The sequence below is a fragment of the Neorhizobium sp. USDA 3394 genome (assembly GCF_056280385.1).
Genome location: NZ_JBWCDU010000001.1, coordinates 138,188 through 163,048 on the forward strand (window position 1 = coordinate 138,188; position 24,861 = coordinate 163,048).

Genomic DNA, 24,861 nt, shown 5'->3' on the forward strand with positions numbered 1-24,861 from the left:
ATTGCTTCGCGTACGAAATACGTTGGTCATCACGAAGTCTCCCCTATCGAGCCGCTCTCGTCGTTAACCCGGACGTAGGGCTTTCGACCCTGGCCAATGGCTGGATCGTCCCCGCATCCCGGTTGTTCGCGGGATCGCTGTAGACGACGCGCAGCAGGTCGCCGGGGAGGATCGGGGTCATCTCGGTTGCGGCGAACTCCTGTGTTTCACCGTTGGCGGTCCGGACGATCTGATAGCCGAGCACCCGCCGCTCTCTTTGCTGGTTCGAGGCAGCGCTCTCGCCATAGATCGTCATGATCCGCGTGCTGTCGGCAAGTCGCGCCGCGGCCTCTTCCTGTTCGCGGCGGGCTGCATTGAGTTCGACCAGCAATTGGGTCCGCTGCGCCTGGCGTGCGCTGTCGTAACGCGCGATCTCCGCCATTTTTGCCCGTTCGGTGACTGCGATTTCAGATGTGATCCGGCTGATCTGTCCCTCGAGTTCGGCAATCGTACCTTCCTGGACCATCTGCTGGGAGCTTTCGGTCACGCCCTTGGCGACGAGCCCGGTGATGCTCTGGAGGCGACGCCTTGCCAGGTCTATCCGTTTCGTCATGGTATCGGCTTGCTCCTGCATCGCGAGGCTGTTTCGCTCGGAGAGCTGGTTGCCTTGCTCATGGGCTTTTTCCTCCATGGCGAGCGCTTCCATCCGGGCGTTGAGGAGCGATTGTTCCTGGGCAAGGGCCGGGTCGGCGGCGAGCGCTTCGGCCGTGCCGAGGGATTTTTCTCCGCGCATTTCCGCCTCCAGGCGGGTGATGCGTGCCCGCAGTTCCTGCAGGCGTTTTCGGGAGTGCTCGACTTCGCGTTTTACCACCACTGACCGGTCCTGATCGGCGGCCAGCAAAGCCGTGCGATAAACGCCGCCGGCGACACTGATGCCATGAAGGACGGTCATATTGGCCCGATAAGGGTATTCGCCGGGGCTATCGACCTCGCCGAGGACATAGATCAGCTGCGGGTTCAGGGAATTGGGGCGCAGCATGATCGTGAGATTGGGGCTGTCTTTGAAATACGTCTTCAGCCGCCCGAGAAGTTGCGCTTCCAGTTCCGAAAGGGAAAGCCCGGCGCCCTGGATATGGCCTGCGAGCGGGAACGACAGCCATCCATCCGGAGCAAGGACGACTTCGCGGGTAAGCTCAGGTTCCTGGGCAATCCATACCTGCAGCGTATCTCCGGGCTGCAGGCGATAGGTCGTCTGAGCTGCGACGTTCCCAAATGTCAGGCAGAGCAGAAGCCCCGCGAGACTCGTTATCCCACGCATCTACAGACCCCCAATGATCGGTAACCCCTTCCCGCCCAAACGGGACAAGACGCTTTATACTAGGGCTGCCCTCGGCACCTGCAAACAGAGCACAAAGAGGTAAGCTTCCGGCCCCGAATCCTCCATCTAACGGATGAGCCTGAAAGTACTAATCGACTTTAAGATGAGCGCATCGCGCACGGAGCGGCTTGCGAAACGACCGGGCGGCTTTAACCAGTATCTCGTGAGGGCAAAAGTGGCGCGGACGAGCGGTGCGGTGCGGCCATGCCTACGCGGTCTAAGGCCGTGGTGCTGAGGGCCTCGGTTCGGATTTTCGTCGGAAAACCGAAGCCAATCAGGCCCAGATCGGGAACAAAAGCCGGAGGCCATTTCGAATGTGTTTTTCGAGGATTTTGACAGCGGCTTGCGCGACGTCCGCAGTCGGTGCGCTCGCGCTTGGCGCGGCCATGTTGAAGCCTGATCCAGTCGGCGCCGAGCGCGATCTTGACACCCCATCCCGGGCCTTTTCGGCCGGCAACCGGGACCATATCCTGCTGTCCGGACACAGCCTGACTGATCGACCCTATCCTGATCATTTGGAGGGGATCGCCCTGCAGGAAGGGATTTCCGTGTCCTGGAGGCTGGAGAACATGACCGGTTCTTCAATCCAGCAGCGAACCGTCGGCGGCTTCGTCCGATTGACCGACGAGCCTTACGACGTTCTCATCATAACCGAACAACATCGTGTTCTGGATGCGTTGATGTGGAGCGAAACCGTCCGTTATCTCCATGGCTATCACCAGGCGTTCACCGCGGCAAATCCAGCCGGGGTCACATACTTCTACACCCCTTGGATAAGCCTTTCGTCTTTGGCGGACCCACAGCCATGGATCGAATATGAGAGGGTGGCTCTGCCTGTCTGGCGATGCGTCGTAAACCGCGTAAACGATAAGATCGGGGCGGCTGGCCGCAAAAACGACATCCGCTTCATTCCAACATCGCTTGCCCTTGCCGAGCTCGTCGAACGCCTGGCGTCCGATCCAGCCTTTAGCGGATTCGAGGATCGGAATACGGCGGACCGCCTGAAGGCAATCTTCTCCGATGAGGTTCATCTGACGGAACTTGGCTCCTACTATGTGGCTGCGTTCAGCTTCGCGGCGATCTACGGAGCGGCTATCCATGAGCAACGGCCGCCAGCCGCGCTGGATGCCCGGCAGGCCGACGCGCTCAGGCTGTTTGCCGTCGATTTCATGCAGCGATATCGGGCTGCCAAGGCGAATGAACCGCGTGATTGCAAGGCACCGATCTCGCTCGCCTTCGCATCCCACTACGTGAACTATGTGGCGCGCGCCTACCCTGGTGAGAGCAGCTATCTCGTTACGCAGTTGCTACGCATCCGGAACATTGTCCGTTTTACCTGGCGCTTCAGGAACGGCCTGGAGTGAACGCAGAATGTGGGATGCCCTCAGTAAATAGCCGATAGCTCGCTTCAGGAGGCTAGAGGACCCTGCGTTGCCTGATACGCCGAAATGAGTAACCCGATAGCCCAAAGATTAGCGGCGAAACCATTGGCAGCCATGCGAATATCTTGGTCGGGATGCGGAGTTTCGCACAAGGAAAACTCCCGTTGTCCGATGCTGATTGCGCCTTGCGAGGATAGTTGGTTGATATCTTTTTTGCCGATCGTGCATTCTCTGAGAAAGATTGCCGGGATGCCCTTCCCGGATATCGAAGCGGTTGCCGTCGATCGCTGGACGATTGCCCCGCAGAGCCGGCGCTTCGTTCGGCCCGCAAAGTTTCTGCCACATCATCTCGATCGCATAAAGGGCACCCAGTTCGGCCCGATCATCGAGATCGTCAAGGGTTTCAGGGGAAATTACGAGACTACCCAGGAGGCCACGGTCGGCTACCGGCTCAAGAATATCGATTTAATCGATGGCGTTCTCTACGCGCCGGATTGCTCGAGGAGCCTCAGGCCCCGCAGCCGCCGGATGCCTGTCTATGGGCCTCCCAAGCACTCCACCAGCGGTGCACTGTTCGAGAGCTGGGTCGGCAATCGCTGGTTCGGCAACTGGCTTTCGGATGATTGCCTGACCTATCCGCTGGCGGAGAAATACCAAACGCCGATAACGACGCGGCCGATCACACGGGGGCACGAGCCGCAATATGCCACCAAACTCGATTTCAAGCCGATCTATGTCAGCGACGTCCATTTCGACGAGGTCATCCTCTTCAGAGACAAGGGGCAGAACGAGGCCAAGAAGAAACGGGCCGATCAGGTCCGCGACAAGCTTCTGGCATCGGCGCCACCTTTTCCCGTTCATCCCGGCGTCTTCATCCTGCGGGGAAACAAGGGCGAAAGCCGCCTGCTGTCGAACGAGGCCGATATCGCCGAACGGTTCGCGAAGCAATACGGATTCCGGATCATCGATCCGTTGGCCTCGTCGGTCGACGACATCATCCACGCCTGTGCCGGAGCCCGCATCGTCGCCGGTGTGGAAGGCAGCCATCTGGTCCACGGACTGACGGTCATGCCGCCGGATTCGGCCCTGTTCGTCATCCAGCCGGCAGATCGAGTGGTTTCAGTTCTCAAGGTCATGACCGATCGCCAGGGGCAAGGCTATGCCTTCGTCGTCGGCGAGGGGACCTGCGAGAACTTCCGGGTCGAATGGAGTGATATCGACCGCACATTGGAGATGGTGCTCGCATGACTTCACGGCTTCGGTTTCTCTATCCTCAATCCGCGGCGACGGGCGACCATAAGAGTGCGGCCCAGCACGCGCCTCCCGCCTCGTTTCGCGAACTGGTGCGGAAAGACTACGAGCGCCACGGCAGGAGGATCCTCGATGCCGGCTTTATCTCGCTGCTGGTCTATCGCTTTGGCCGTTGGGCGGGGAGCCGCCGGAGCCACGTGGCCAAACGGTTTTTCCAGAAGATCTACGGCGCGATCAACATGGTGGTTTCGACGCTGACGCGGGTGTGGATACCGGCGGAGGTGACGCTTGGCGAAGGTTTTCACATCATCCACGTGGAGGGATCGATTTCGATCCACCCTGACGCCGTGATCGGAAAACGATGCGGCATCATGCACAATGTCACGATCGGCACGAACATGAGCGCCGGTGCACCCAGGATCGGCGATGACGTCTTTATCGGGGTGAACTCCACCATTCTTGGCGATATCCGCATCGGCGACCGGGTGCGGATAGGAGCCAATACAGCCGTCTCTACGGACGTGCCATCGGATTCGATCGTCGTCGGCTCGCCGGGCAAGATCTATCCCCGTCTCGGTCCGTTTTTGAGCGAACAGACAAAGACCGATGTCCGTCCCTGATCCACTCATCCGCTGGAGGAGTTTGCCATGAACGCGTTGACCACCAACTTCTATCAGCTTCTGGCTGACAACCTCGGCTCCAGGCCGGGCAAGCCCGCGATCATCGACGGTCATCGGGCCGCGAGTTATGCTGCGCTTGCAGCCGACGTGGATCGCCTGGCGGGTTATCTGCAGAGCCGGAATATCCGGCCCGGCGACCGGGTGATCGTGCACCTGCGCAAAAGCATCGCCGAGGTCACCGCCATGTTCGCCATCGCCAAGGTGGGTGGGGTGGTCGTCAACGTCAACACGCAATGGACCGTCGAGCAGCTCGAATACGTGGCCAACGACTGCGGTGCGCGCCTGCTGATCGTCGAGGCAAGGGTCGCCGAGGCTCTTGGGGCGCGCAAGCTACCCGACACGGTCGACAATGTTCTGGTCAAAGGCAAATTGCCTGCCGACACCATATTCGACGTCTGGGATCATCTTCCGGAAGATCTTTCAGGCGACGAGATTGCACGCCTCGATACAGAACTTGCGATGATCATCTACACGTCCGGTTCGACGGGCATGCCGAAGGGCGTGATGCTGACCCATCGCAACATCGTTGCCGGCGCCCGCTCCGTATCGCGCTATCTCGGCCTGAGGGAGGATGACCGGTTACTCAGCGTCCTGCCCTACAGCTTCGATTATGGCCTCAACCAGCTGACGACCATGATGCTGATGGGCGGTACCGTCGTGCACCAGGCGGTTCCGATGGCCACCGAAATCGTCCTGGCCATGCAGCGGCATCGGGTGACCGGGGTGGCCGCCGTGCCGCCGCTCTGGAGCCAGATCGTGCGGCTGCTGAAGGACAATCCCGTGGAGTTTCCAGCGCTGCGGCGGATCACCAATTCCGGCGGCAAGATTTCGCTCAACATCCTGGAGCAGATACCGCGGGTCTTCCCGGATACGGATGTCTATCTGATGTACGGGCTGACCGAGGCTTTTCGCTCGACCTATCTCTCGCCGCAGAAGTTTGCCCGCAAGATGGGAGCTATCGGTCAGGCGATTCCCGGCGCCGAAGTCTATGTCATCAAGCATGGCGAAGGCATCGCCTATCCCGGCGAACAGGGTGAACTTGTCCATCGCGGCCCGCTCGTCAGCCTGGGATACTGGGGCAAGCCGGAGGTGACGGAGCAGAAGATCCGGCCGTGTCCGGAACTCTGGCACCTGATCGGCGACGAACCGGTCGTCTATAGCGGCGATATCGTCCGGATCGATGCCGATGGCGACCTCTGGTTCATCGGCCGCAACGACGCGATGATCAAGACCAGCGGCTTCCGCGTCAGTCCGGATGAGATCGAGGATCTCGTCTGCCGCAGTGGCGTGGTGGCGGAGGCGGTCGCCTTCGGCGTCGACGACGAGGAGCTGGGGCAAACGGTGCATGTGGCGATAACCCCGATCGGCAAGTTCGACGAGGAGGCCCTGCTGCGCTACTGCCGGCGCGCGATGCCGTCCTACATGGTGCCGCGTCAGTTCCATGTCTGGCCGGAAAGCATGCCGCGGACGTCGAGCGGCAAGCTGGCGCGGCCGGATGTCGTGCGCCTTTGTCGCGAATGGATGCAGGGCGGGGAAATTGCCTTAAGTGCGCCTCCGCCGGCAGCTCAAGTCAAAGTGACCGAAACACGGGAGAACCTGCAATGAGCCTTACCCATGGAAAGTTGATCGGTTATCTGCGGGGAATCCCTGAATATCGCCCATGCCGACAGCGAGAGCGAATTGTTCTCCTCAGGCCTTCTCGATTCCGTTTCGATGGTGAACCTGCTGGCATTTATCGAACAAACCACGGGCCTTTCCATTCGCGCCGAAGACGTGACGCTCGAAAATTTCGATACGCCGGCCCGGATCATCCGTTTTGCCGAAGCCAGCGCCTGATGAACCATTTTTCGGCGCTCGATGTCTGGCTGCAGAGTGCGGCGGCATCATTCGGAACCCCCTCCTATGTCTATCTCGCATCGGCGATCGAGGGCCGGGCAGCGCTCCTGAGGCAAGCTTTCGAGCAACGCTTCGCATTGAGCTTCGCCGCCAAGAGCAATCCAAATCCAGCCTTGCTTTCCCTGATGAAGGGCCAGGCAGAATATCTCGACGTCTCCTCGATCGGGGAATTCAGGACGGCGATAGCGGCTGGATGGGAGGCAGAGCGCATCAGCTTCACAGGTCCTGGAAAAAGGCAGTTCGAAATCCGGGAAGCGATCGAAGGGGGCATTGGCGAACTGATCCTGGAATCGGTGCGCGAGGCGGTGCTTGCAAACGCCGTCGCCGGCGAACTTGGATGTGTGCAGCATGTCCTGGTGCGCATCGCGCCGACCACGGTTCCCAAAGGGTTCGGCGACCAGATGGCCGGCCGGCCTTCAGCCTTCGGCATCGACTGGGAAGATATCGCAAGGGACATCCCGGACATTGCGGCCCTGCCCAATCTCAAGATCGTCGGGCTACACATCTATTCCGGCACGCAATGCCTGAAGCCGGAGGCGATCTGCGAGAACTATCGCAACTTCATCGGCATTTTCCGGGAGGTTTGCGAAGCTTACATTCCTCGGCCGGAGAAGCTGGTGTTCGGATCAGGACTTGGAGTTCCCTATCACGACGGCGACGTGCCGCTCGACCTTTCCGCGGTCGTTGCCGGCATCGCAGCGGATCTCGATGGTTTCAAGGCGCTGCCGCAATTTGCCGAGACCCGGCTGGTGCTGGAGCTCGGGCGGTATCTCGTGGGCGAGGCCGGATATTTTCTGACCCGCGTCGTGTCGGTCAAGGAATCGCGCGGCGTGCGGATCGGCATCTGCGATGGCGGCATGAACAACCACCTGCCGGCTTCCGGCCATTTCGGGATGGTGATGCACCGGAACTATACGATGCACAAGGTCGGCGGGCAGGGCGAACCGGAGAAAGTCAACCTCGTGGGGCCTCTTTGCACGTCGATCGACCGGCTCGCTGTCGGTGTGATGCTTCCGCGGATCGAAGAGGGTGATCTTGTTGCCGTCCATAACAGCGGCGCTTACGGGCTGACGGCAAGCCCCATCCATTTCATCAGCCACGCACCGCCTCGCGAGGTTCTCATCGAGGCCGCCGGCATGCGCGATGTGACACACATTCCGGCGCTCCCCTCTTCGTAAATATGCCTGCTGAAATATCGCGGTAAAGATCAGTAGGCCTTGCCGAAATCGCAGACCTCGATCGCGGTGCGCACTACGATCTTCATGTCCAGCCAGAACGACCAGTTGTTGATGTACCAGAGGTCGTGGAATATCCGCTCTTCCATCTTCTCGATGTTCGGTGTCTCGCCGCGGCAATTGTTGACCTGGGCCCAGCCGGTCAGGCCGGGTTTGACGTGCCGCCTGAAGGCGTATTTGGCGATCTGGGCGTCATAGAGTTCGTCATGGGCGAGCGCATGCGGGCGGGGGCCGACGATCGACATCTCGCCCCGAAGGACGTTCCAGAATTGCGGCAATTCATCGATGCTCGTAGCGCGGATGACAGCCCCGACTTTCGTGACGCGGGGGTCCTTCCTGGTCGCCTGGCGAATGTCGCCCGAATCTTCCATGACGGTCATGCTGCGGAATTTCAGGATACGGAACGAGCGTCCGCCGTAGCCCTTGCGAACCTGCCTGAACAGCACGGGACCTTTGGAATCACATTTGATGGCGATTGCCACGACGAGCAATAACGGAAACAGCGAGAGGATGGCGGCCAGGGAGAAGACGATGTCGAATGCGCGCTTGGTGCCGCGTTCGTAGAGGCTCAACGGTGGCCGCTGCGTCTGAAAGGCGGTCATGCTGCCGATCTTGCGGACAGGAGCGCTGGTCAATCGCCCGACGACGCCATCGAAGATGACATTGACCGGCAACGCCGAGCGCCTGAGTTCACCGAGGTAGAATTCGAGATTGGAGGCGTTCGGGTCCCGCCATACGATGAATACCTCATCTATGCTGTCGGTCTCGCTTTGCCTTAGTCTCTGAAGGCCGTTTGCGGGCAGTAGATTTTCATCCGACAGGCGTATGATCTGGGCGAGGGTCATGCCGCTTGCGGCGGCCTGATGCTGCCAATGTTCGGCCGAAAACTCCTCGTGGCAGATCAGCAGCACCCGCTTCATCTTGAAGGAGGCCGCAGCTGCCGCTGATGGCAGATACCAGTGCCAGAACAGGCGAGTGCAGATCAGCCCGGACAGAGAGATGAAAGCGGTCATCAAGATCGCCCCGCGCGAAAACGTCGTGCCGATCTTCAGAAAGAAGATGACCGTCAGAAGGAAGGCAAGGGCGCTTGGGATAAGAATGCAGATCAGCCGGATCTGTGGCCTCAGGAGCTGAATGCTCTCCGGGCTGTAGGCCTGGGCGCTGTGCATGGCGAGCACGAAGATCGTCGACAGAACGAGGCCGATGCCAATAAAAAGCGAAGGATCGGGCGCAGATCCGAAAACGGCATACTGATAACCCGTGAAGCCGACACCGGTTGCTCCCAGAAGGTAGACGAAGTCCACCGCGGCGGCCACATAGGCGATAGCATGATATTCCAACCCTCCCTGCGGAGGTTTGTGCTCATACGATATGTAGTCATTTCCGATGTTCGGCTCAAAAGGTGTGATCATCGTTAAAAAACCCCTACCAGCCGGACGAGTATAGCCAAGGTGAGGGTGGGCACAATGTATCCTGCCTACCTCCTAAGAGTGATCTCCCTATTACCTACTTTTGTTGCTGGAATGATTGAGTACAATCCCACGTGTATAACGTCAAAGTGGTGCTCAGATTTTTGGTAAATATTTTAATCTGACTTAAAATTGGGCATGTGGATTTATTTTATATTTCATCTGGTAAGGCGGAGTTACCGTTTCCGCTGAGAAAATGGACATTGGCGGCGATCGAGTGCTGGGCTCTGTGTTCGAAGGAGCCTCGCCGGCTGAAGGCTTGATGGCCACAGCCCTTGTGTTGGTTTGGGGGTGTGGATGGAGTTTGAATGGGACGTTGCCATTGTCGGCGCCGGAATGGGCGGGGCGGCAATGGGATATGCACTGGCAACCGCCGGGCACCGCGTACTTTTCATTGAAAAGGGTCTGGCTCACTTTTCGCAGGACGAACGTGATGACCCCGATAGTCCGGACGAAGCGCAGCGCCTGAGAAACGGCCGGTGGCCACAGCAGATTTCCGGCTCGGTGGATGCCCGTCCTGTCCGGTTCTTTCCGGCGCTCGGCTGCGGTGTCGGGGGTTCGACGCTAATATATGCGGCAGCGCTCGAACGGTTTTCCCCAAGCGATTTCAAAATCGCCGACAAGTCCGGCAGGCCGGTCTGGCCGATAGGCTATGAAAACCTTGAGCCTTTTTATCGCAAGGCGGAGCGTCTGCTGCATGTGCGCGGGAGCCAGGATCCGCTGCAGCCACAATCGGAGGTCATCGAACCTCCTGCCATGACGCGATGCGACCAGCATTTTTTCGACTCCGCGCAAGCGAATGGGATGCATCCCTATCGGGTTCACACGGCTTGCCGATATATCGACGGGTGCGGCCAATGCGGCGGCTCCATCTGCCACAAACCCTGCAAGCAGGATGCGCGGCGGGCATTCATCGAGCCGGCACTCGCGACCGGAAACGCCATGGTCATCGACCAGTGCAACGTGGAAAAGGTCTCGGCCGACGACGAGGCGGTGACGCAATTGTCGTGCCGGAGGCATGGAAACGAGCTGGCAATCGTTGCCAAGCTCTATGTGCTCGCGGCCGGCGCGCTTTCAACACCCTTGCTGCTCCTCAACTCCACCAACGAATTCTGGCCGAACGGCCTTGCAAACACGTCGGATCTCGTGGGGCGCAACCTGATGTTCCATGCGTCCGATTTCTTCGCCGTCTGGCCTCGTGGCAGAACCCGTGTTTCAGAGCCGGGAAAGTCGATAGGCCTTCGCGATTTCTATGAACATCAGGGCCTGAAGCTCGGCGTCATCCAGTCCACGGGCCTGACTGCGACCGCCAATAACGTGCTTCATTTCCTGAAATCCCTGATCGACCAGAACGGCGCCGCCTGGCTGAAGCCGCTCAAGCCCTTCATGCGCATTCCGGCGATGATCGGCGCTCTTATCTCCGGCAACGCAACGATATTCACCTCTATACTCGAGGATCTGCCCTATCCCGAAAATCGCGTGAAGCCTGATCCGGAAGATGCCGCGAGCATCTATTTCGAATACACAATTCATAACGAGCTGCGGCAAAGAATGCAGGTCTTCCGCAAGTTATATCGGAAGGCATTCAAGCGGCATCGGATGATGATGCTTTGGTCCGAAGTCAAGCTCAACTACGGCCACGCTTGTGGAACGTGCCGTTTTGGTCCGGATCCCGCCACTGCGGTACTGGACGTCAACAACCGTACGCACGACCTGAACAATCTCTATGTCGTTGATGCTTCGTTCTTCCCGACCAGTGGCGGGGCCAATCCAAGCCTGACGATTGCCGCTAACGCTCTGCGCGTCGGTGAGCATATTGCTCAGAAATTGTCCGCGACGAAGGCAAAACGGCGGGAGGCCTGCGTCGTTTCGGATTCCGCGTCGTGACCACGAGCGTCCGAAAGGGGGCAATGCCCCCGGTCTCTCCCATCAGTGGTTCCTGTTTCGATCGGTTCTGATCCAGGCCGCCCCGCCGGCCTGGAGGATATGGCGCGGATAAATCCTCAATTTCCTGAACATGTATCCCGGAATGTCCACCATGGCATGCATGGGAAGCGCGCGTCTGCCGTGACGCCACCAGGCAACCGATAGCGCGATGTCGAAAGCAAGGATTGCGATGGTCGAGATCGCAAGTGGTGCGATCGCAATTCCCGAAGTTGCAAGGAAGACTGCCGGAAACAGCGAGAGCAGGAGAAGCGCTGCCAGCAATGTCAGCGGCGGTATGAGCGCATCGACGACGAGCGCCAGATAGGCCCTGTTCCGCAATGTGTCGACGTCCAGCAAGGCGGAGAAAAGGTGTGCCGCCAGCGCGAAGCGGCCCGCGTTCCATCGGGAGGCTTGCGTTTCGAGGCCTTTCTTCGAATACGGAAATCTGCTGCTGACGGCTGCGGCATCGCAGAAAAGCGGAGCGCGGCCGATCCGCGCGAGGTCCAGCCCAAGCTTCATGTCTTCGACCAGATCGCCGTTCGCAAGGGCGGCGTCCCGCAGGATGGCCCAAGGGAATGCCATGCCCGATCCGGTCAATTGCGCAGGAAGCCCAAGTTTTGCCAGTCCAAGAAGCCGGATCCGGTTCTTCAGAAGAAATGCGAATTCGGAAACCGCGAGGTTGATGCTTGCGTCCGGCGGCGCGAACATCAGGTAGCGGGATTGCACGGGTCTGTTCGTTGCCGCGGCCATGATGGCGAGGTTATCGAGTGCGCCCGGCTCCAGCCAGCAGTCGGCGTCGACAATGATGACCACCTCCGGCGGCAGCAGGCCGAGATACCTGACGCCGGCGTCGAGGGCGTATCCCTTACCGCGGCGAAGCGGATCGAACCGTACGATGACATCCGCGCCCGCTTCACGTGCCAGCGATGCGGTGAGATCACTGCAATTGTCGGCCACGACGATCAGCCGATCGCCGTGGCGCATCTGGCTTTGGATGCTGCGCAGGGTATCGGTGATCTGGAGCTCTTCGTTATGCGCCGGAACAAGAATCGCGACTTGCGGCCGTCGCCCGTTCGGACGTGACGGTCCGCTCCGACCACCGAGACTTCCAGCGAGACATTCAATCGCGAAAAAGACAGTCGGAACCAGGACGACGACGGACAATAGCAAGGCCGCGGCGATCAATATGTCCTGTTGCATGGCTACCCTCCGACGACGCGTCACAAGGGGTCAATCATAGCCCGATGGCCGAGGGTTCTAAGCTCACCACGCTACACCGTTCGAGTGTGCCCGGGCTCATCCTATTTCGGGGCAGGTGGAGCCACCGCAAACATGTCTACGCCCATTTGATGGCTGGTGGATCAATTGAAGTCTGATCCTTGCTCCCAATACGGTCATCCGATGCAATTCGTTGAGCGAATGCAGTCGGTTACGCGAAATATAGCTGCGGATTGCTGACCGTCTGCCGCACGGTGAAACGGGCCGGAAGCGTCCTTCCTGGCGATAGTCGCCTGGATCCGGCCGACGGCTTCAGCGGATGGTCATGCCGGCGACGACATAGCCTTCGCGCAGCCTGATCTGACCCACCAGCCGGTCGCCCGTCTTGAAGGGTGGGACATCGATCTCAAAATAGGCGGCGAAATGCCCGTCCGCCAGGTTCAGCTCGATGCGGATGGCCTCGAAGCCGAACATCGTGCGGGTCAGGCCGTATTGGCACTTGTAGGTGCATTCCTTGGCGCTGAAGATCGCTTTCACCAATCGTCCGCGAGTGCCCCATTGCTGCCGGTTGAGCCACTGTCGCTCGCGCGGGGTGCAGATCTCCTGCGCATAGGTGTCGTCAAGCGGCGTCGCTTCCTCAAGATCGAGGCCAAGAGCCTTGATGCCGTCCGAATGGCGGCCGATGGCGGCGACGCAGCGGGTAGCGGAATGGCTGATGCTTCCGGCGATCCCGTCCGGCCAGATCGGCGCCCGGTCCGATCCCACCGGTATGGCCATTCCGGGCAGGCCCAGATGGTCCATGGCCTGCCTGGCGCAGAGGCGGCCGGCGGTGAACTCCTGCTGCCGGCTCTTCACCGCATTGGCGATCGCCGTTCTCTCTTCAGGATAAAGTTTCGAAACGTCGCCGAGCAGGTCGGCTTCGGCGACCGACACGGAAGGGTCGAACATGCCTTCCAGCAGCATCGCTAGACCTTGGTCTCGACGCGGACCAGCGTGGGGCGCCGTTCCATCGCATTGCGCCGCAATGCGGCTCGCTCGGCTGCCCGGCCGAGCTGCAGATCCGCCTTGCCCTTGCCGGAGATATGGTCGGCAAGGAGGGCAACCGTCGGGAAACGGAAGAGGTCGGTGATCGTCAGATCCGGCGCCAGCTTCGCCTTCATTTCCCGATGGACCTGAACCGCCAACAACGAATGCCCGCCGAGAGCGAAGAAGTTGTCGAATATGCCGACCTTCTCAAGTCCAAGTGCGCGACCGAACACCTCGCTGATATCCCGCTGCAGATTGTTGGACGGTTCGATGAACGTTGCTGCCGGGGCCTGGACCTTTTCCGTCGGGGCGGGCAGCTTGTTGCGGTCCACCTTGGCGTTCGGCGTCAGGGGGAAGGCTTCCATCGTCACGAAATGCGAAGGTATCATCGCATCGGGCAGGGCGTCGGCTATATGGGTACGAAGTTCCTGTTCTGAGACGGACGTTCCGTCGGTGCGGATATAGGCCACCAGGCGCACGTCGCCGGGACTGTCCTTGCGGGCCACCACGACAGCCTCGCGGATGCCGGCGAATGCGCCGATCCGCGCTTCGATCTCGCCGAGTTCGATGCGATGGCCGCGGATCTTCACCTGATGATCGGTGCGGCCGAGGAAATGCAGGACGCCGTTCCGGTCGAAACGGGCAAGGTCGCCCGTCCGATAGATCCGGCCCTCCATGAAAGGGTTGGGCAGGAAGCGTTCTTGCGTGAGCTGTTCGCGGTTGTGATATCCGCGGGCGACGCCGTCGCCGCCGATGTAAAGCTCGCCGATATCGCCGGGCGGCACCGGATTACAGGCGTTGTCGAGTACGTAGAGCTGCGTATTGGCGATCGGATGGCCGATCGGAACGACGCCCGTCGATGGGCCGGCCGTGAATGTCGAAGACCAGATCGTCGTCTCCGTCGGGCCGTACATGTTTTCGATCGTCGCGTCGGTGACGGTTCGCAAGGCTGCCAGAAGCGATCCCTGCAGCGCCTCGCCGCCGAGGAACAGATGGCGGACATCGCTTAAGGCGGCGCGGTCCTCGTCGATCATCATGAACATGCGGGCCATCGAGGGCGTGCATTGCAGATGCGTAACCCGATGTTTGCGGATTTCTTCCGCAAAACCGTCGCCGACCTCGTCGCTGACGGGATTCTTGCTCGTCTTGACGACTTCGGCCAACAAGGGAAGCCTTTCCAGGACGATATTGTCGGCCAGGCCGAAATCGATGAGGCATGCGATGTCGTCGACGCCGGCCGCCTTGACTTGGTCCAGCCTTTCCAGCGCATCCTCGACCGTGCCGAACAGGCCGCTGTCTTCGAAATAACGCAGGAAGGCAAATTCCAGGATAGCGTCCATCTCCTCGGGCGCCAGCGACTGGAGGTCGATATCCATCGGCTGGGCGACGCCCTGCGGCTTCTTGAAGGCCGGAAACGCCCAGGCATATTGCTTGATGAGGGCGGCTGCGCTGCGCAGGTATTCCTTCATCGGGCCGCGCGCCAGATCCCGCACCTCGTCGCGATCGTTGCCCATCAGGGTGTGGAGCATCAATGTGACTTTATAATCGGCCGGATTGCGGCCGGTCTCGGCAAGCGTCTGCCGGTAGATGCGGATCTTTTCCGCAAGCTCCTCGACCGACTGGCCAAGCAGGTGGGTCAGCACGTTGGCACCAAGCCGGGCCGCTTCCCGGTAGCTTTCCGGATTGCCGGCGGTGGTAAGCCAGACGGGCAGTTCCTTCTGGACCGGACGCGGCTGAGTCACGACCGCAACCGTGCCGGCGCCGAAATCGAAATCGACGCTCTCGCCGCGCCACAATTTGCGGACGACCTCGATATCGCGGGTCAGGCTCGCCTTGTTCTTGGGCGGCGCGTTTTCGGGACGCAGCACGAAATCCTCGGGCATCCAGCCGGAGGCGAAGGCAAGCGCGACGCGCCCGTTGCTGAGATTGTCGATCACCGCCCATTCCTCGGCGACGCGCGCCGGATGATGAAGCGGCAGAACGCAGCTGCCGGCCCGGATCGAAAGGTTCCGGGTCACAGCTGCGACTGCGGCTCCGGTGACCGCCGGGTTCGGATAGGGACCGCCGAACGCGTGAAAATGGCGCTCCGGCGTCCAGACGGAATCGAAACCGTTGGCATCGGCAAATTTCGCGCCCTCGATCAGCAGCCGGTATTTGTCCGGCCCCGATCCGCCGTCATTGCCCCAGTAGAAGAGGCCGAAATCGAGATTGGTACCTCTTCCGGCGGAAGACGCGCCCTTCGCCTTGGCTTCGATAATTTCGGAGGAGTGGATGACGACCTTGAAGCCGCGGGCGAGCGTCCAGAAGAGTTCGAGAACCGAAATATCGAAGGAGAGGCTGGTGACGGCCAGCCAGACATTGTGACGATCGGCTGTGCGCGGCACCCGTTCGTCCATGCCGGCGAAGAAATTCACGACGTTTCGATGTTCCAGCATCACGCCCTTCGGAAGGCCGGTGGAGCCGGACGTGTAGATGACATAGGCGAGATTGCTGGAAGTGACGCCGGTTGCCGGACGATCCGCTGCCGCCTGGTTTCTGAGGATATCCTCGACACACAGGAAATTGCTGCCTTCGAGCGTCTCGGATTTCGCGAGCCGTCGCTCGGTCAAAACCAGCTTGGCGCCGCTGTCCTTGATCATGAATGCGAGGCGATCCGCCGGGAAATGCGGGTCGAGCGGGATATAGGCGCCGCCGGCCTTCATGATCGCGAGCGCGCCGACGACCAGATCGAGCGAACGCGGCAGGTAAAGCCCGACGGTGACGTCCGGCCCGACGCCCTCAGCCACCAGCGCCTGGGCGATGCGGTTCGCCCGCTCGTCCATCTCGCGGTAGGAAAGGGAGCGGCCGTGGAATGCCAGAGCCTCGGCATCCGGTGTCTGGTCGACCTGCCGTTCGATAAGCTGATGGATACAGGCGACGGTATCGTATTCGCGTTCCGTCCGGTTCCAGTCGAAGAGGACCATGTTCCTGTCGGCATTCGACATCAAGGGCAGGTCCTGCAGCAAGGTCGCGCGGTCCTCGAACGCCGAGGCCAGGATCGCAAACGCCGTCGCCAGATCCTGCGCTTGCCGTTCGTCGATACGCGCCCGGTCGTAGAGCAGGTCGGCCCTGGTCTCGCCGAGCCGGAAGGTCAGCGCACAGCCCTCGATCTCATCGGCAAGCGCCAGGTTGGTGATGTCTGCTATACCGACCGTCAACTCCGGCGCTGCGAGGCCAGGATAACGGTCGACGAGATCGCGACAATAACCCTGGCGTTGGTCCAGTACCCTTAATGCCTGATCGACGTGCCCGAGCAGATCCTCGACCGAGACCTGTCCCGCGGCGTCGATCCGCAGCGGAATGGACTTCGCAAAATAGCCGGGGTGGCGGGCGTCGAGATCTGCCAACCGGTCGTTCGTAAAGGCGAGGTCGAACGTGGTCTGGCCGGAAAGACGCACGAGGAAGGCTGCCGTCAATGCGACCCGCTGCTGCCGCGAAAGTTGCCCGGCAAAAAGCAGGGGAACGATGCGGATATCCGGCACCTGGCCGGCTTCCGATGCTTTTATATAGGGAAGCGCGATATCGGTGGCGGCTTCGAGTGCACGACGGAAGAAGGTTTCATGCGGCGCAAGAGCGGAAACTGCTTCCGACAGAGCGGTGCTGTCCGTCTCACCCGGAAGCGGCAGCTGATCGCCCGGACGCAATACGGAAGAGAGCGCGATCTGCCTGGTACCATCCTTTCGGGCAGCGTCGAGCAGGACCGGCATGTCTGCGGTGCCGATCGTCACACCATGGGCGCCGACCGACAGGACGAGACCGGGTTCCCCGTTCAGTTCGCCGTCGAGGATGCGAAGGTTCCTGACGGTGAAGACGTCGTTGCCGAAACGGACCTTCGGCGTTGCCAGGGGATTGAGGTAGGTGGGGCCGAAATCCAGGCCGCGCGTCAGGCGCGAAAGTTCGCTTGCCGAGGCGGTGAAATCGAGCGTACCGGCGGCCGAAGGACGCTTGAACTGTCCGTAATAGGTGCGGGTTGCGAAATCCTGCCGGCGGGGGCTCAAGGTGCCGCGCTCGATATCGCCGAGCATGTCGGAGAAGGTCGCGATCCCGGCTTCGAAACATTTCGTATTCAGCGTCAGCGCCGTCTCGTTGGCGCTGATCTCGAAACGCTGCTGCACGTAGATATCGCCTTCGTCGATCCCTTCGGTGATCTCGTGCCAGGTGATGCCGTGCCGGTCATGGCCTTCGAGGATCGCCCAGGCGGGTGTGTTGAGGCCGGCCATGTCCGGCAGCAGGCCGTCATGGAAATTGGCGGCGCCGATGCGGGCATGTTGCCAAACCGGGCCAGGTACCATTTTCAGGTTGGCGACGCTGAAGAGCCAGTCGTATTCGTATTGGGTCAGCTGGGCGGCGTAATCGCCTTCTTGCGTCACGACGGGGATATCCAGGGCCTGGGCCCAGTTTCTGACCGATCCGTTCGACGTCGCTACGGCCTCGATCCTATGTCCGCGCCCCCGCAGAATTTCAGCGCATTGAACCAGTAATAAACCGCCACCGATCAAAACACACTTCAATTCGCCCATAAAGCTTGTCCCCACTTGTTGCTGTTCCAGGCACTCCGATAGAAACGGGGAGCGGTATAAAACTCAACATGCGCCGTACCACCCATGCGGATGATCGCGGCTAAGCCTGAATTGCAGGCCATACCCGGCTTTCCCCCATACGGATGATCATGGCTTCCAAAGGAGTAATTGCGATTGCGTCTTGGCTGGCAGCACATTGAGGCTGCGGGTTTGCGCTCGTGGATTTCACTGGGAAGCGGAACGAGGCTCGTGGCATCATTGGGGTGATGTCATCAGGTTGGCCTCCGCGGATTGGGGCGGTGTCGATGCTTGAGGGGTCAAACCAGGTCTGTGCCAGCGATATTGCAATCGTCGGCATGGCTTTGAGAGTGCCGGGTGCGCGTAATGTTTCGGAATTCTGGCAGAACCTGCGAGACGGCGTCGAGTCGGTCCGGACGTTTTCGCCGGAGGACCTGATCGCTGAAGGCGAGGACCCCGAGCGGCTCCATCACCCCAACTATGTTCCCCGCGGCGCCGACCTTCCCGATATGGAAATGTTCGACGCGGAGTTCTTCGGCCTGAACCCGAAGGAGGCGGCGATCATGGATCCCCAGCACCGCCATTTCCTGGAATGCGCCTGGGAAGCCATGGAGGACGCCGGCCGCACGCCCAACAATCAGCCCGGCCCGGTCGGTATTTTCGCCGGCTGCGGCATGGGCAGCTATTTCTATTTCAACGTCTGCAGCAATCGCAACCTGATCGACCAGGTGGGAATGTTCCTGTTGCGCCACACGGGCAACGACAAGGATTTTCTGGCGACGCGAGCCTCGTTCACGTTCGACCTGCGCGGCCCGAGCGTCAATGTCCAGACCGCCTGCTCGACATCGCTTGTCGCGGTCCATTATGCCTGCCAGAGCCTGATCTCCGGCGAGTGCGACATGGCGCTTGCCGGCGGGGTGACGATCGAATTCCCGCATCGGCGCGGCTACACGTTCCAGGAAGGCGAGATCCTTTCGCCCGACGGGCATTGCCGGCCTTTCGATCATCGCGCGGCGGGAACCGTTTTCGGAAGCGGCGTGGGGGTCGTCGTGCTTCGCCGGCTTTCGGATGCTCTTCGCGACGGCGATGTGATCCATGCCGTGATCAAGGGCACGGCCGTCAACAACGACGGCGGCAACAAGGCGGGCTATCTCGCGCCGAGCGTCGGCGGTCAGGCCGAGGCGGTTCTGGAGGCTCAGGGGCTCGCAGGCGTCGATGCCGACACCATTCAATATGTCGAGTGCCACGGCACCGGTACGTTCCTGGGCGATCCGATCGAGATCGAGGCGCTGACGGCGGCCTTCAGGCAGAGCACCGACCGGACCGGCTTCTGCCATGTGGGATCGGTCAAATCCAATATCGGCCATCTCGATACGGCAGCTGGCGTCGTCGGTCTGATCAAGGCGACGCTTGCCGTCAACGAGGGCGAGATTCCGCCGACACTCGGCTTCGAACGCCCCAATCCCTCGATCGAGTTCGAGAAAAGCCCGTTCCGGGTCAACAATAAGCTGGTGAAGTGGCCGCATGCGCCGGGTCCTCGCCGGGCGGCCGTCAATTCGCTCGGCGTCGGCGGTACCAATGCGCATGCTATCATCGAGCAGGCACCGACCCGTTACGTGGCCGACGTCGCCGGGGCCAACGCGGAGATCGGTGCCGATTCCGATCCGATGCTGCTGTTCCTTTCGGCCCGCCAGCGAAAGACGATCGACCAGGCGGCCGAGCGGCTCGGCTCGGCGATCTCCGCACAGCCCGGCCTTTCGCTCGATGACGTCAGCTATACGCTGAAGCATGGCCGCAAACATTTCGACCACCGCATGGTGGTCGCCGTGCGTGGTCGGGAGGATGCCATCGGGGTCCTTGCCAACCCCGGTAGCCGTGGTTTCGTCCATCAGCCCGTGCCGAACAATTCCGGCGCCATATTCCTGTTTCCGGGTGGCGGTGCTCAATATGTCGGCATGGCCAAGCGGCTCTACGAGGAGGATCAGACATTCCGGCGGATCGTCGAAGAGGGGCTTTCCCATTTGCCTATCGACGCTGCAAACGAGATCCGCACGGCGTGGCTCGGCGAAAACTCCGCAATGGCTGCGAAAACATTCCTTCGCCCCTCGCTGCAACTTCCGGCCATCCTGATCACCGAGATCGGGTTGGCTCGTCTATGGATGGACTGGGGGGTAAAGCCGAAGGCGCTGATCGGTCACTCGATGGGCGAGAATGCCGCGGCCTGTGTTGCCGGCGTGATGTCCTTCAAGGATGCCGTCAACCTGGTGCATCTGCGGGGCAGGCTGTTCGAGACTATTCGGCCCAGCGGCATGATGAGCGTGCCGCTCGATCACGACCGGCTCTGCGAGCTCCTGCCGTCATCGCTCGACATCGCCTCGGTCAATGCGCCATCGCTTTGCGTCGTGTCAGGCCTCAACGAGGATCTCGACCTCTTCCGGGAGTTTCTTGCGGGGCAGGGCATCGACGCGACGCGCGTTCCGATCGACATCGCCGCGCATTCGCGGCTGGTCACCCCCATTCTCAAGGCCTTCGAGGCCTTCCTGCGCGGTATTGCTCTTCGGGCGCCGGCCATTCCGATCCTGTCGAATCGTACGGGCCTGCCGCTGAGCGCCGAAGAGGCAACCGATCCGATGTATTGGGTCGGTCACCTTCGTTCGACCGTTTATTTCGCGAATGGCATGGCAGCGCTTTCGGCGGAACCGGGACGTATCTATATCGAGGTGGGCCCCGGGCGCGTTCTGTCGTCATTGACAAAGGCGCAGGGTTCCATCCCCGCAAACCAGGTGATCAACAGCCTGCCGCATCCCGACGAGGCCGGCGACGACCGGCTTTATTTCCTCTCTGCAGTCGGGCGTGCATGGGCCACTGGCCTCGATGTTGATATCGACCGTCTCTGGCAGGGCCGTTCGCCGCGCCGGGTCCGGCTGCCGGCCTATCCGTTCCAGCACAAGCGCTTCTTCATAGACCGCGCCGGAGCGAATGAGAGAGGCAAGAGCGCCGAACCCGTCCTTTCGAAGGAACCCGATATCGCGCGTTGGGGTTATCGCCCCTCCTGGAAGCAGACGCTCGCTGATTACGAACTCGGGGCTGAGAAGGAGGCGCAATCCTGGCTCTTTTTCCTCGACGAGGCCGGGGTCGGCCAGAGGCTGGTCGAGGGGCTGAGGACGGCCGGCCATCGCGTCGCTACGGTGTCCCTGGGCGACGCTTTCATTCGCCGCAGCGCCGAGGACTATATGCTCTGCCCGGAATTGGGCCGCGCCGGATATGACGCCCTCATTGCCGGGCTTGTCGGTGACGGTGGCCTGCCGTCGCGTATCGTTCATATGTGGCTTCTGACACAGGCCGAAACCTTCCGGCCCGGCTCGAATTTCTTCCATCGCAACCAGGAATGCGGTTTCGACAGCATGCTGCATCTTGCCCAGGCCCTGGGGGATGCATCGGGCGCTGCCGGCATGCATTTCACCGTCATCACCAATGGCATGCAGCAGGTCTCGGGTGAGCCCTTGCCCTATCCCGAAAAGGCCACCGTTCTAGGTCCCAGCCTAGTCCTGCCCAAGGAGATGGCTGGTGCCACCGTCAGGGTGATCGATATCGATCTGCCGCCCAAGGCCGAGCGGAACGACAAGCAGTTCTCCTTCCGGCGTATGACCGGATGGGTGGAGAAAAAAGAGGCCGCGGAACCGGAGGCGATGATCGAGCAGCTCTGGGAAGATCTGCATGCCAAGCCAGGATCCGAAATCGTCGCATTCCGCAAGGGGCGGCGCTGGTCGCAGGTTCATCAGCGGCTGCCTTTGAAAGACGTCTCGTCCGAGCAGGCGACACTGCGTGAAGGCGGTGTCTACTTCTTCTCCGGCGGCCTCAGCGACGTCGCTTTGGCGCTTGCCGACGAACTCGCCGGCCGTTTCCGGGCGCGGATAGTGCTTGTCGGCCGCACGGTTCTGCCGCCGCGGGAAAGCTGGGATTTCTATGATCGCACCCACGGCCATGGCGCCGTTCGGCGGGCGATATCGGCGATCCGGAGGCTTGAGGAGAAGGGGTCGGACGTTCTTTATCTACTCGGCGATGTCGGCAATTCGGAGCAGATGAGCCGGGCGGTCGAGGCGTCGCTTGCCCGCTTCGGGGAAATCAATGGTGTCTTCCATGCCGCGGGCACGGTCGATGACGGCCTGATCCAGACCAAGACACGCGACAGCATCGACAGGGTCCTGATGCCGAAAGTGCTCGGTACCACCGTGCTGGATGCGGCATTCGAAAACGTGGCACTCGATTTCTTCCTGATGTTTTCCTCCACCAGTACCGATGTGGTGCGGGCAGGGCAGGTCGATTACGTCGCCGCCAACGCCTATCTCAACGCCTTCGCGCAGAGCCGTTCCCATCGCCCCGACCGCGCCACCGTCGCGCTGCATTGGGGTGTTTGGAATGAAGTCGGTCTTGCGGCACGGGCGCTTGGCACGTCCGAAGGCGGCGGGTGGATCAAGCCGGTTGCCGGGCCGGCTGCCGGTCCGTTCTTCCAGCACTGGAAGGAGGACGAGACGGGATTGCCCTGGCTCGAGGCGCTGGTCAGCCCCGAGACCGAGTGGATGCTCGACGAACATCGGCTGCTTTCCGGCCAGGCGGTCATGCCGGGTACCGGTTATCTGGAGCTGATTGCACAGGCGTCTCGGGAATACGGACTTCCGTTCGAAGCGGAGGTGGCGGACCTCGTATTCCTGAGACCGCTTGTCTTCAACGACGGAGAAAAGAAGGCCGTACGCGTGCGGTTGGAGCCGGCGGCGGAGCATTTTCGAGTCATGGTTCTGGCAGGCCCCGCGGATGGCGAGGATGCGCTGTTCGTCAAGCACGCCGAAGCCGTCCTCAAGCCGCAGGCGCAACAGAGGCGCGCGGCGGTCGACATCGCCGCTGTCGCGTCTCGATGCGACGGGTCACAGGCCGCCGGAGACGGCAGCACGCTTCGCGCGGTTCAGGAGAAACATATCCGGTTTGGGCCTCGCTGGGCCGTCCTGCGATCCATGGCCATGGGGCGCGGCAAGGCTATTGCGGAATTGAGACTGGACCCAATCTTTGCCGATGATCTTGCGAAAGGGGTCCTGCTGCATCCCGGCCTGCTGGACATTGCGACCGGCTTTGCCATGGAACTTGCCGAGGACTACGACGCCGAGAGCTCGCTTTGGGCGCCGGCAACCTATGGCCGGGCGGTCCTTCACATGCCCCTGCCGGCCGAGGTCGTCAGTATCGTCGAGCTCGCCGACAGCAGCGATTTCGGCGAGGGTTATGCGGCCTTCGACGTGACGATCACCGATCCCGGTGGCAATATCGTCTTCGAAGCCGAAAAATTCGTCATGCGCAGGCTGGAGAACGATCTTGCGCTCGGTCTCGCATCCCAGGCGGACGCCCCGGCTGCCGTCAAAGCGAAGCCGGCCGCGCTTTCTCCGGCGATGTTGAAGCTCGGTACCCAGGTCCGCAACGGTATCCTGCCGGCAGAAGGTTTTTCGGCGCTGCAACGTGCGCTCGCCACATCCGAACCTCAGCCGATCATCAGTTCGATCGATCTCGAAACTCTGCGCGAATGGATTGCCGCCTCCGCCGAAACCGCGACGCCGTCCGGCGACAATTTCGAGAGGCCGGACCTCGAAAGCGAGTTCGTCGAGCCGCGCAATCTAATCGAGGAAACGCTGGCCGGTTATTGGCGGGAACTCCTCGGCATCGCCAAGGTCGGCATCCACGACAGTTTCTTCGACATGGGCGGGCATTCGCTGATCGCGGTTCGCCTATTCCGGATGATCAAGAAGCAATATGCGCTCGATCTGCCGATATCGACGCTGTTCGAGGCGCCGACGATAGCCCAGTGTGCGGAGCGCATCGCTGCGGAATTGCCGGATGGAGGTGAAGCCGCAGGATCCGGGCTTGCGGCGAGCCCGCCGACGACGACCGCAAAGCCGGTCCATCTGGTGCTGATGAACCCCGGCAAGAATGCAAAAGCAACCCCGCTGTTCATCTGCGCCGGCATGTTCGGCAATGTCCTGAACCTTCGCCATCTGGCGATGACCATGGGCGCGGACAGGCCGGTCTATGGATTGCAGGCCCGCGGACTTTACGGCGACCACGAGCCGCACGCGACGTTCGAAGAGATGGCGGCCGATTACATTGCCGAAATCCGCACGGTGCAGCCCAACGGCCCCTATCTCCTCGCCGGCTATTCGGGGGGTGGCATAACCGCCTTTGAAATGGCCCAGCAGCTTCAAGATGCCGGAGAAGAGGTTTCCCAGGTGATCATGCTGGACACCCCCATGCCGCGGCAGCCGGGGCTTGCTTTGCGCGACCGCATCAGCATGAAGTTGCAGGATATGCGCCGACACAAGATGAGGTTTGTCGGCGCGTATCTGAGAGATCGTCGTGCCTATCAAGAGGAACAGCGCGTCAAGTTCGAGTTGGAGCATCAAGGCGAATCGCCTGAGCATTTCAACAATGTCCGGATAGAGATGGCGTTCAGGAGAGCGTTGCTCAGGTACGATGTCAGGTCTTACTCCGGCAAGGTCACGTTGTTTCGTCCCAAGCCCGATATCTTTTATAGCCTTGGCGGCGGCCGTCACCTGAAGCAGAACCGCGATGTCCTGCTGCCGGACAACGGCTGGGGGGGGCATGTGCCGCAATTGCGGGTCTCGGAAGTGCCGGGAGACCACGACAGCATGGTGCTCGATCCGTATGTTCGCGTCCTCTCCGAGCACATGCGTGCTGTTCTTGAAGCCTCGGGGGTCTCGGCTGCGCTCCATGGGATAGCCGACACGGAGGCCAAAGTTCAAAGTCGAGCGCCGGCCCGGGTCGCCGAGATTGCGTAGTCGATGAA

Annotated in this window: 13 protein-coding genes; 8 read left to right on the top strand and 5 right to left on the bottom strand. The window is 61.0% G+C overall.

Annotation, left to right across the window (positions count from 1 at the left end; genetic code table 11):
* Window positions 1-43: 43 nt before the first annotated feature.
* The gene (locus tag ACZ9EJ_RS00605) at window positions 44-1,297 is read right to left on the bottom strand and encodes a polysaccharide biosynthesis/export family protein (RefSeq protein WP_046628632.1); all 1,254 of its coding nucleotides are present in this window, start codon (window positions 1,295-1,297) and stop codon (window positions 44-46) included.
* 446 nt (window positions 1,298-1,743) lie between these two features.
* On the opposite strand from ACZ9EJ_RS00605, the gene ACZ9EJ_RS00610 reads away from it, so the two are divergent.
* The 6 genes from ACZ9EJ_RS00610 (at window position 1,744) to ACZ9EJ_RS00635 (ending at window position 7,744) form a co-directional block, all read left to right on the top strand.
* Window positions 1,744-2,721, top strand: a complete 978-nt coding sequence (locus ACZ9EJ_RS00610; RefSeq protein ID WP_251090955.1) for a hypothetical protein — start codon at window positions 1,744-1,746, stop codon at window positions 2,719-2,721.
* Window positions 2,722-2,940: 219 nt separating this feature from the next.
* A complete protein-coding gene (locus tag ACZ9EJ_RS00615) occupies window positions 2,941-3,987 on the top strand; it encodes a glycosyltransferase family 61 protein (RefSeq protein WP_046642369.1) in 1,047 nt (348 codons plus the stop codon).
* A complete protein-coding gene (locus tag ACZ9EJ_RS00620; protein WP_080954032.1) occupies window positions 3,984-4,610 on the top strand; it encodes a serine acetyltransferase in 627 nt (208 codons plus the stop codon). Before ACZ9EJ_RS00615 ends, ACZ9EJ_RS00620 begins: the two co-directional genes overlap by 4 nt.
* 27 nt (window positions 4,611-4,637) lie before the next feature.
* Window positions 4,638-6,275 carry an AMP-binding protein gene (locus ACZ9EJ_RS00625; RefSeq protein WP_052764712.1) on the top strand — a complete coding sequence of 546 codons (1,638 nt, stop codon included), beginning with the start codon at window positions 4,638-4,640 and terminating at the stop codon, window positions 6,273-6,275.
* Between the two features lie 75 nt (window positions 6,276-6,350).
* Window positions 6,351-6,506 (top strand): hypothetical protein, encoded by a 156-nt coding sequence (locus ACZ9EJ_RS00630; protein WP_476098525.1) that lies wholly within the window; start codon window positions 6,351-6,353, stop codon window positions 6,504-6,506.
* The gene (locus tag ACZ9EJ_RS00635; protein WP_046642365.1) at window positions 6,506-7,744 is read left to right on the top strand and encodes a type III PLP-dependent enzyme domain-containing protein; all 1,239 of its coding nucleotides are present in this window, start codon (window positions 6,506-6,508) and stop codon (window positions 7,742-7,744) included. Before ACZ9EJ_RS00630 ends, ACZ9EJ_RS00635 begins: the two co-directional genes overlap by 1 nt.
* A 29-nt stretch (window positions 7,745-7,773) precedes the next feature.
* On the opposite strand, the gene ACZ9EJ_RS00640 is transcribed toward ACZ9EJ_RS00635, so the two are convergent.
* On the bottom strand, window positions 7,774-9,141 hold the full coding sequence (locus tag ACZ9EJ_RS00640) for an exopolysaccharide biosynthesis polyprenyl glycosylphosphotransferase (RefSeq protein ID WP_046628640.1): 1,368 nt from the start codon (window positions 9,139-9,141) through the stop codon (window positions 7,774-7,776).
* Between the two features lie 426 nt (window positions 9,142-9,567).
* Here ACZ9EJ_RS00640 and ACZ9EJ_RS00645 point away from each other — a divergent pair, with 426 nt between their 5' ends.
* Window positions 9,568-11,157, top strand: coding sequence for a GMC oxidoreductase (locus ACZ9EJ_RS00645; protein WP_046642371.1), 1,590 nt, complete (start codon window positions 9,568-9,570; stop codon window positions 11,155-11,157).
* Window positions 11,158-11,199: 42 nt separating this feature from the next.
* Here ACZ9EJ_RS00645 and ACZ9EJ_RS00650 read toward each other — a convergent pair whose 3' ends face one another.
* From ACZ9EJ_RS00650 to ACZ9EJ_RS00660, 3 genes are all read right to left on the bottom strand, one after another.
* A complete protein-coding gene (locus tag ACZ9EJ_RS00650) occupies window positions 11,200-12,396 on the bottom strand; it encodes a glycosyltransferase family 2 protein (RefSeq protein ID WP_046642366.1) in 1,197 nt (398 codons plus the stop codon).
* A gap of 330 nt (window positions 12,397-12,726) precedes the next feature.
* Window positions 12,727-13,377 (bottom strand): 4'-phosphopantetheinyl transferase family protein, encoded by a 651-nt coding sequence (locus tag ACZ9EJ_RS00655; RefSeq protein ID WP_046628647.1) that lies wholly within the window; start codon window positions 13,375-13,377, stop codon window positions 12,727-12,729.
* A 2-nt stretch (window positions 13,378-13,379) separates the two neighbouring features.
* The gene (locus ACZ9EJ_RS00660; RefSeq protein WP_080955860.1) at window positions 13,380-17,849 is read right to left on the bottom strand and encodes a MupA/Atu3671 family FMN-dependent luciferase-like monooxygenase; all 4,470 of its coding nucleotides are present in this window, start codon (window positions 17,847-17,849) and stop codon (window positions 13,380-13,382) included.
* 455 nt (window positions 17,850-18,304) lie between these two features.
* Between ACZ9EJ_RS00660 and ACZ9EJ_RS00665 the strand changes: the two genes are divergently transcribed.
* The gene (locus ACZ9EJ_RS00665) at window positions 18,305-24,853 is read left to right on the top strand and encodes a type I polyketide synthase (RefSeq protein WP_046642368.1); all 6,549 of its coding nucleotides are present in this window, start codon (window positions 18,305-18,307) and stop codon (window positions 24,851-24,853) included.
* Window positions 24,854-24,861 lie beyond the last annotated feature (8 nt).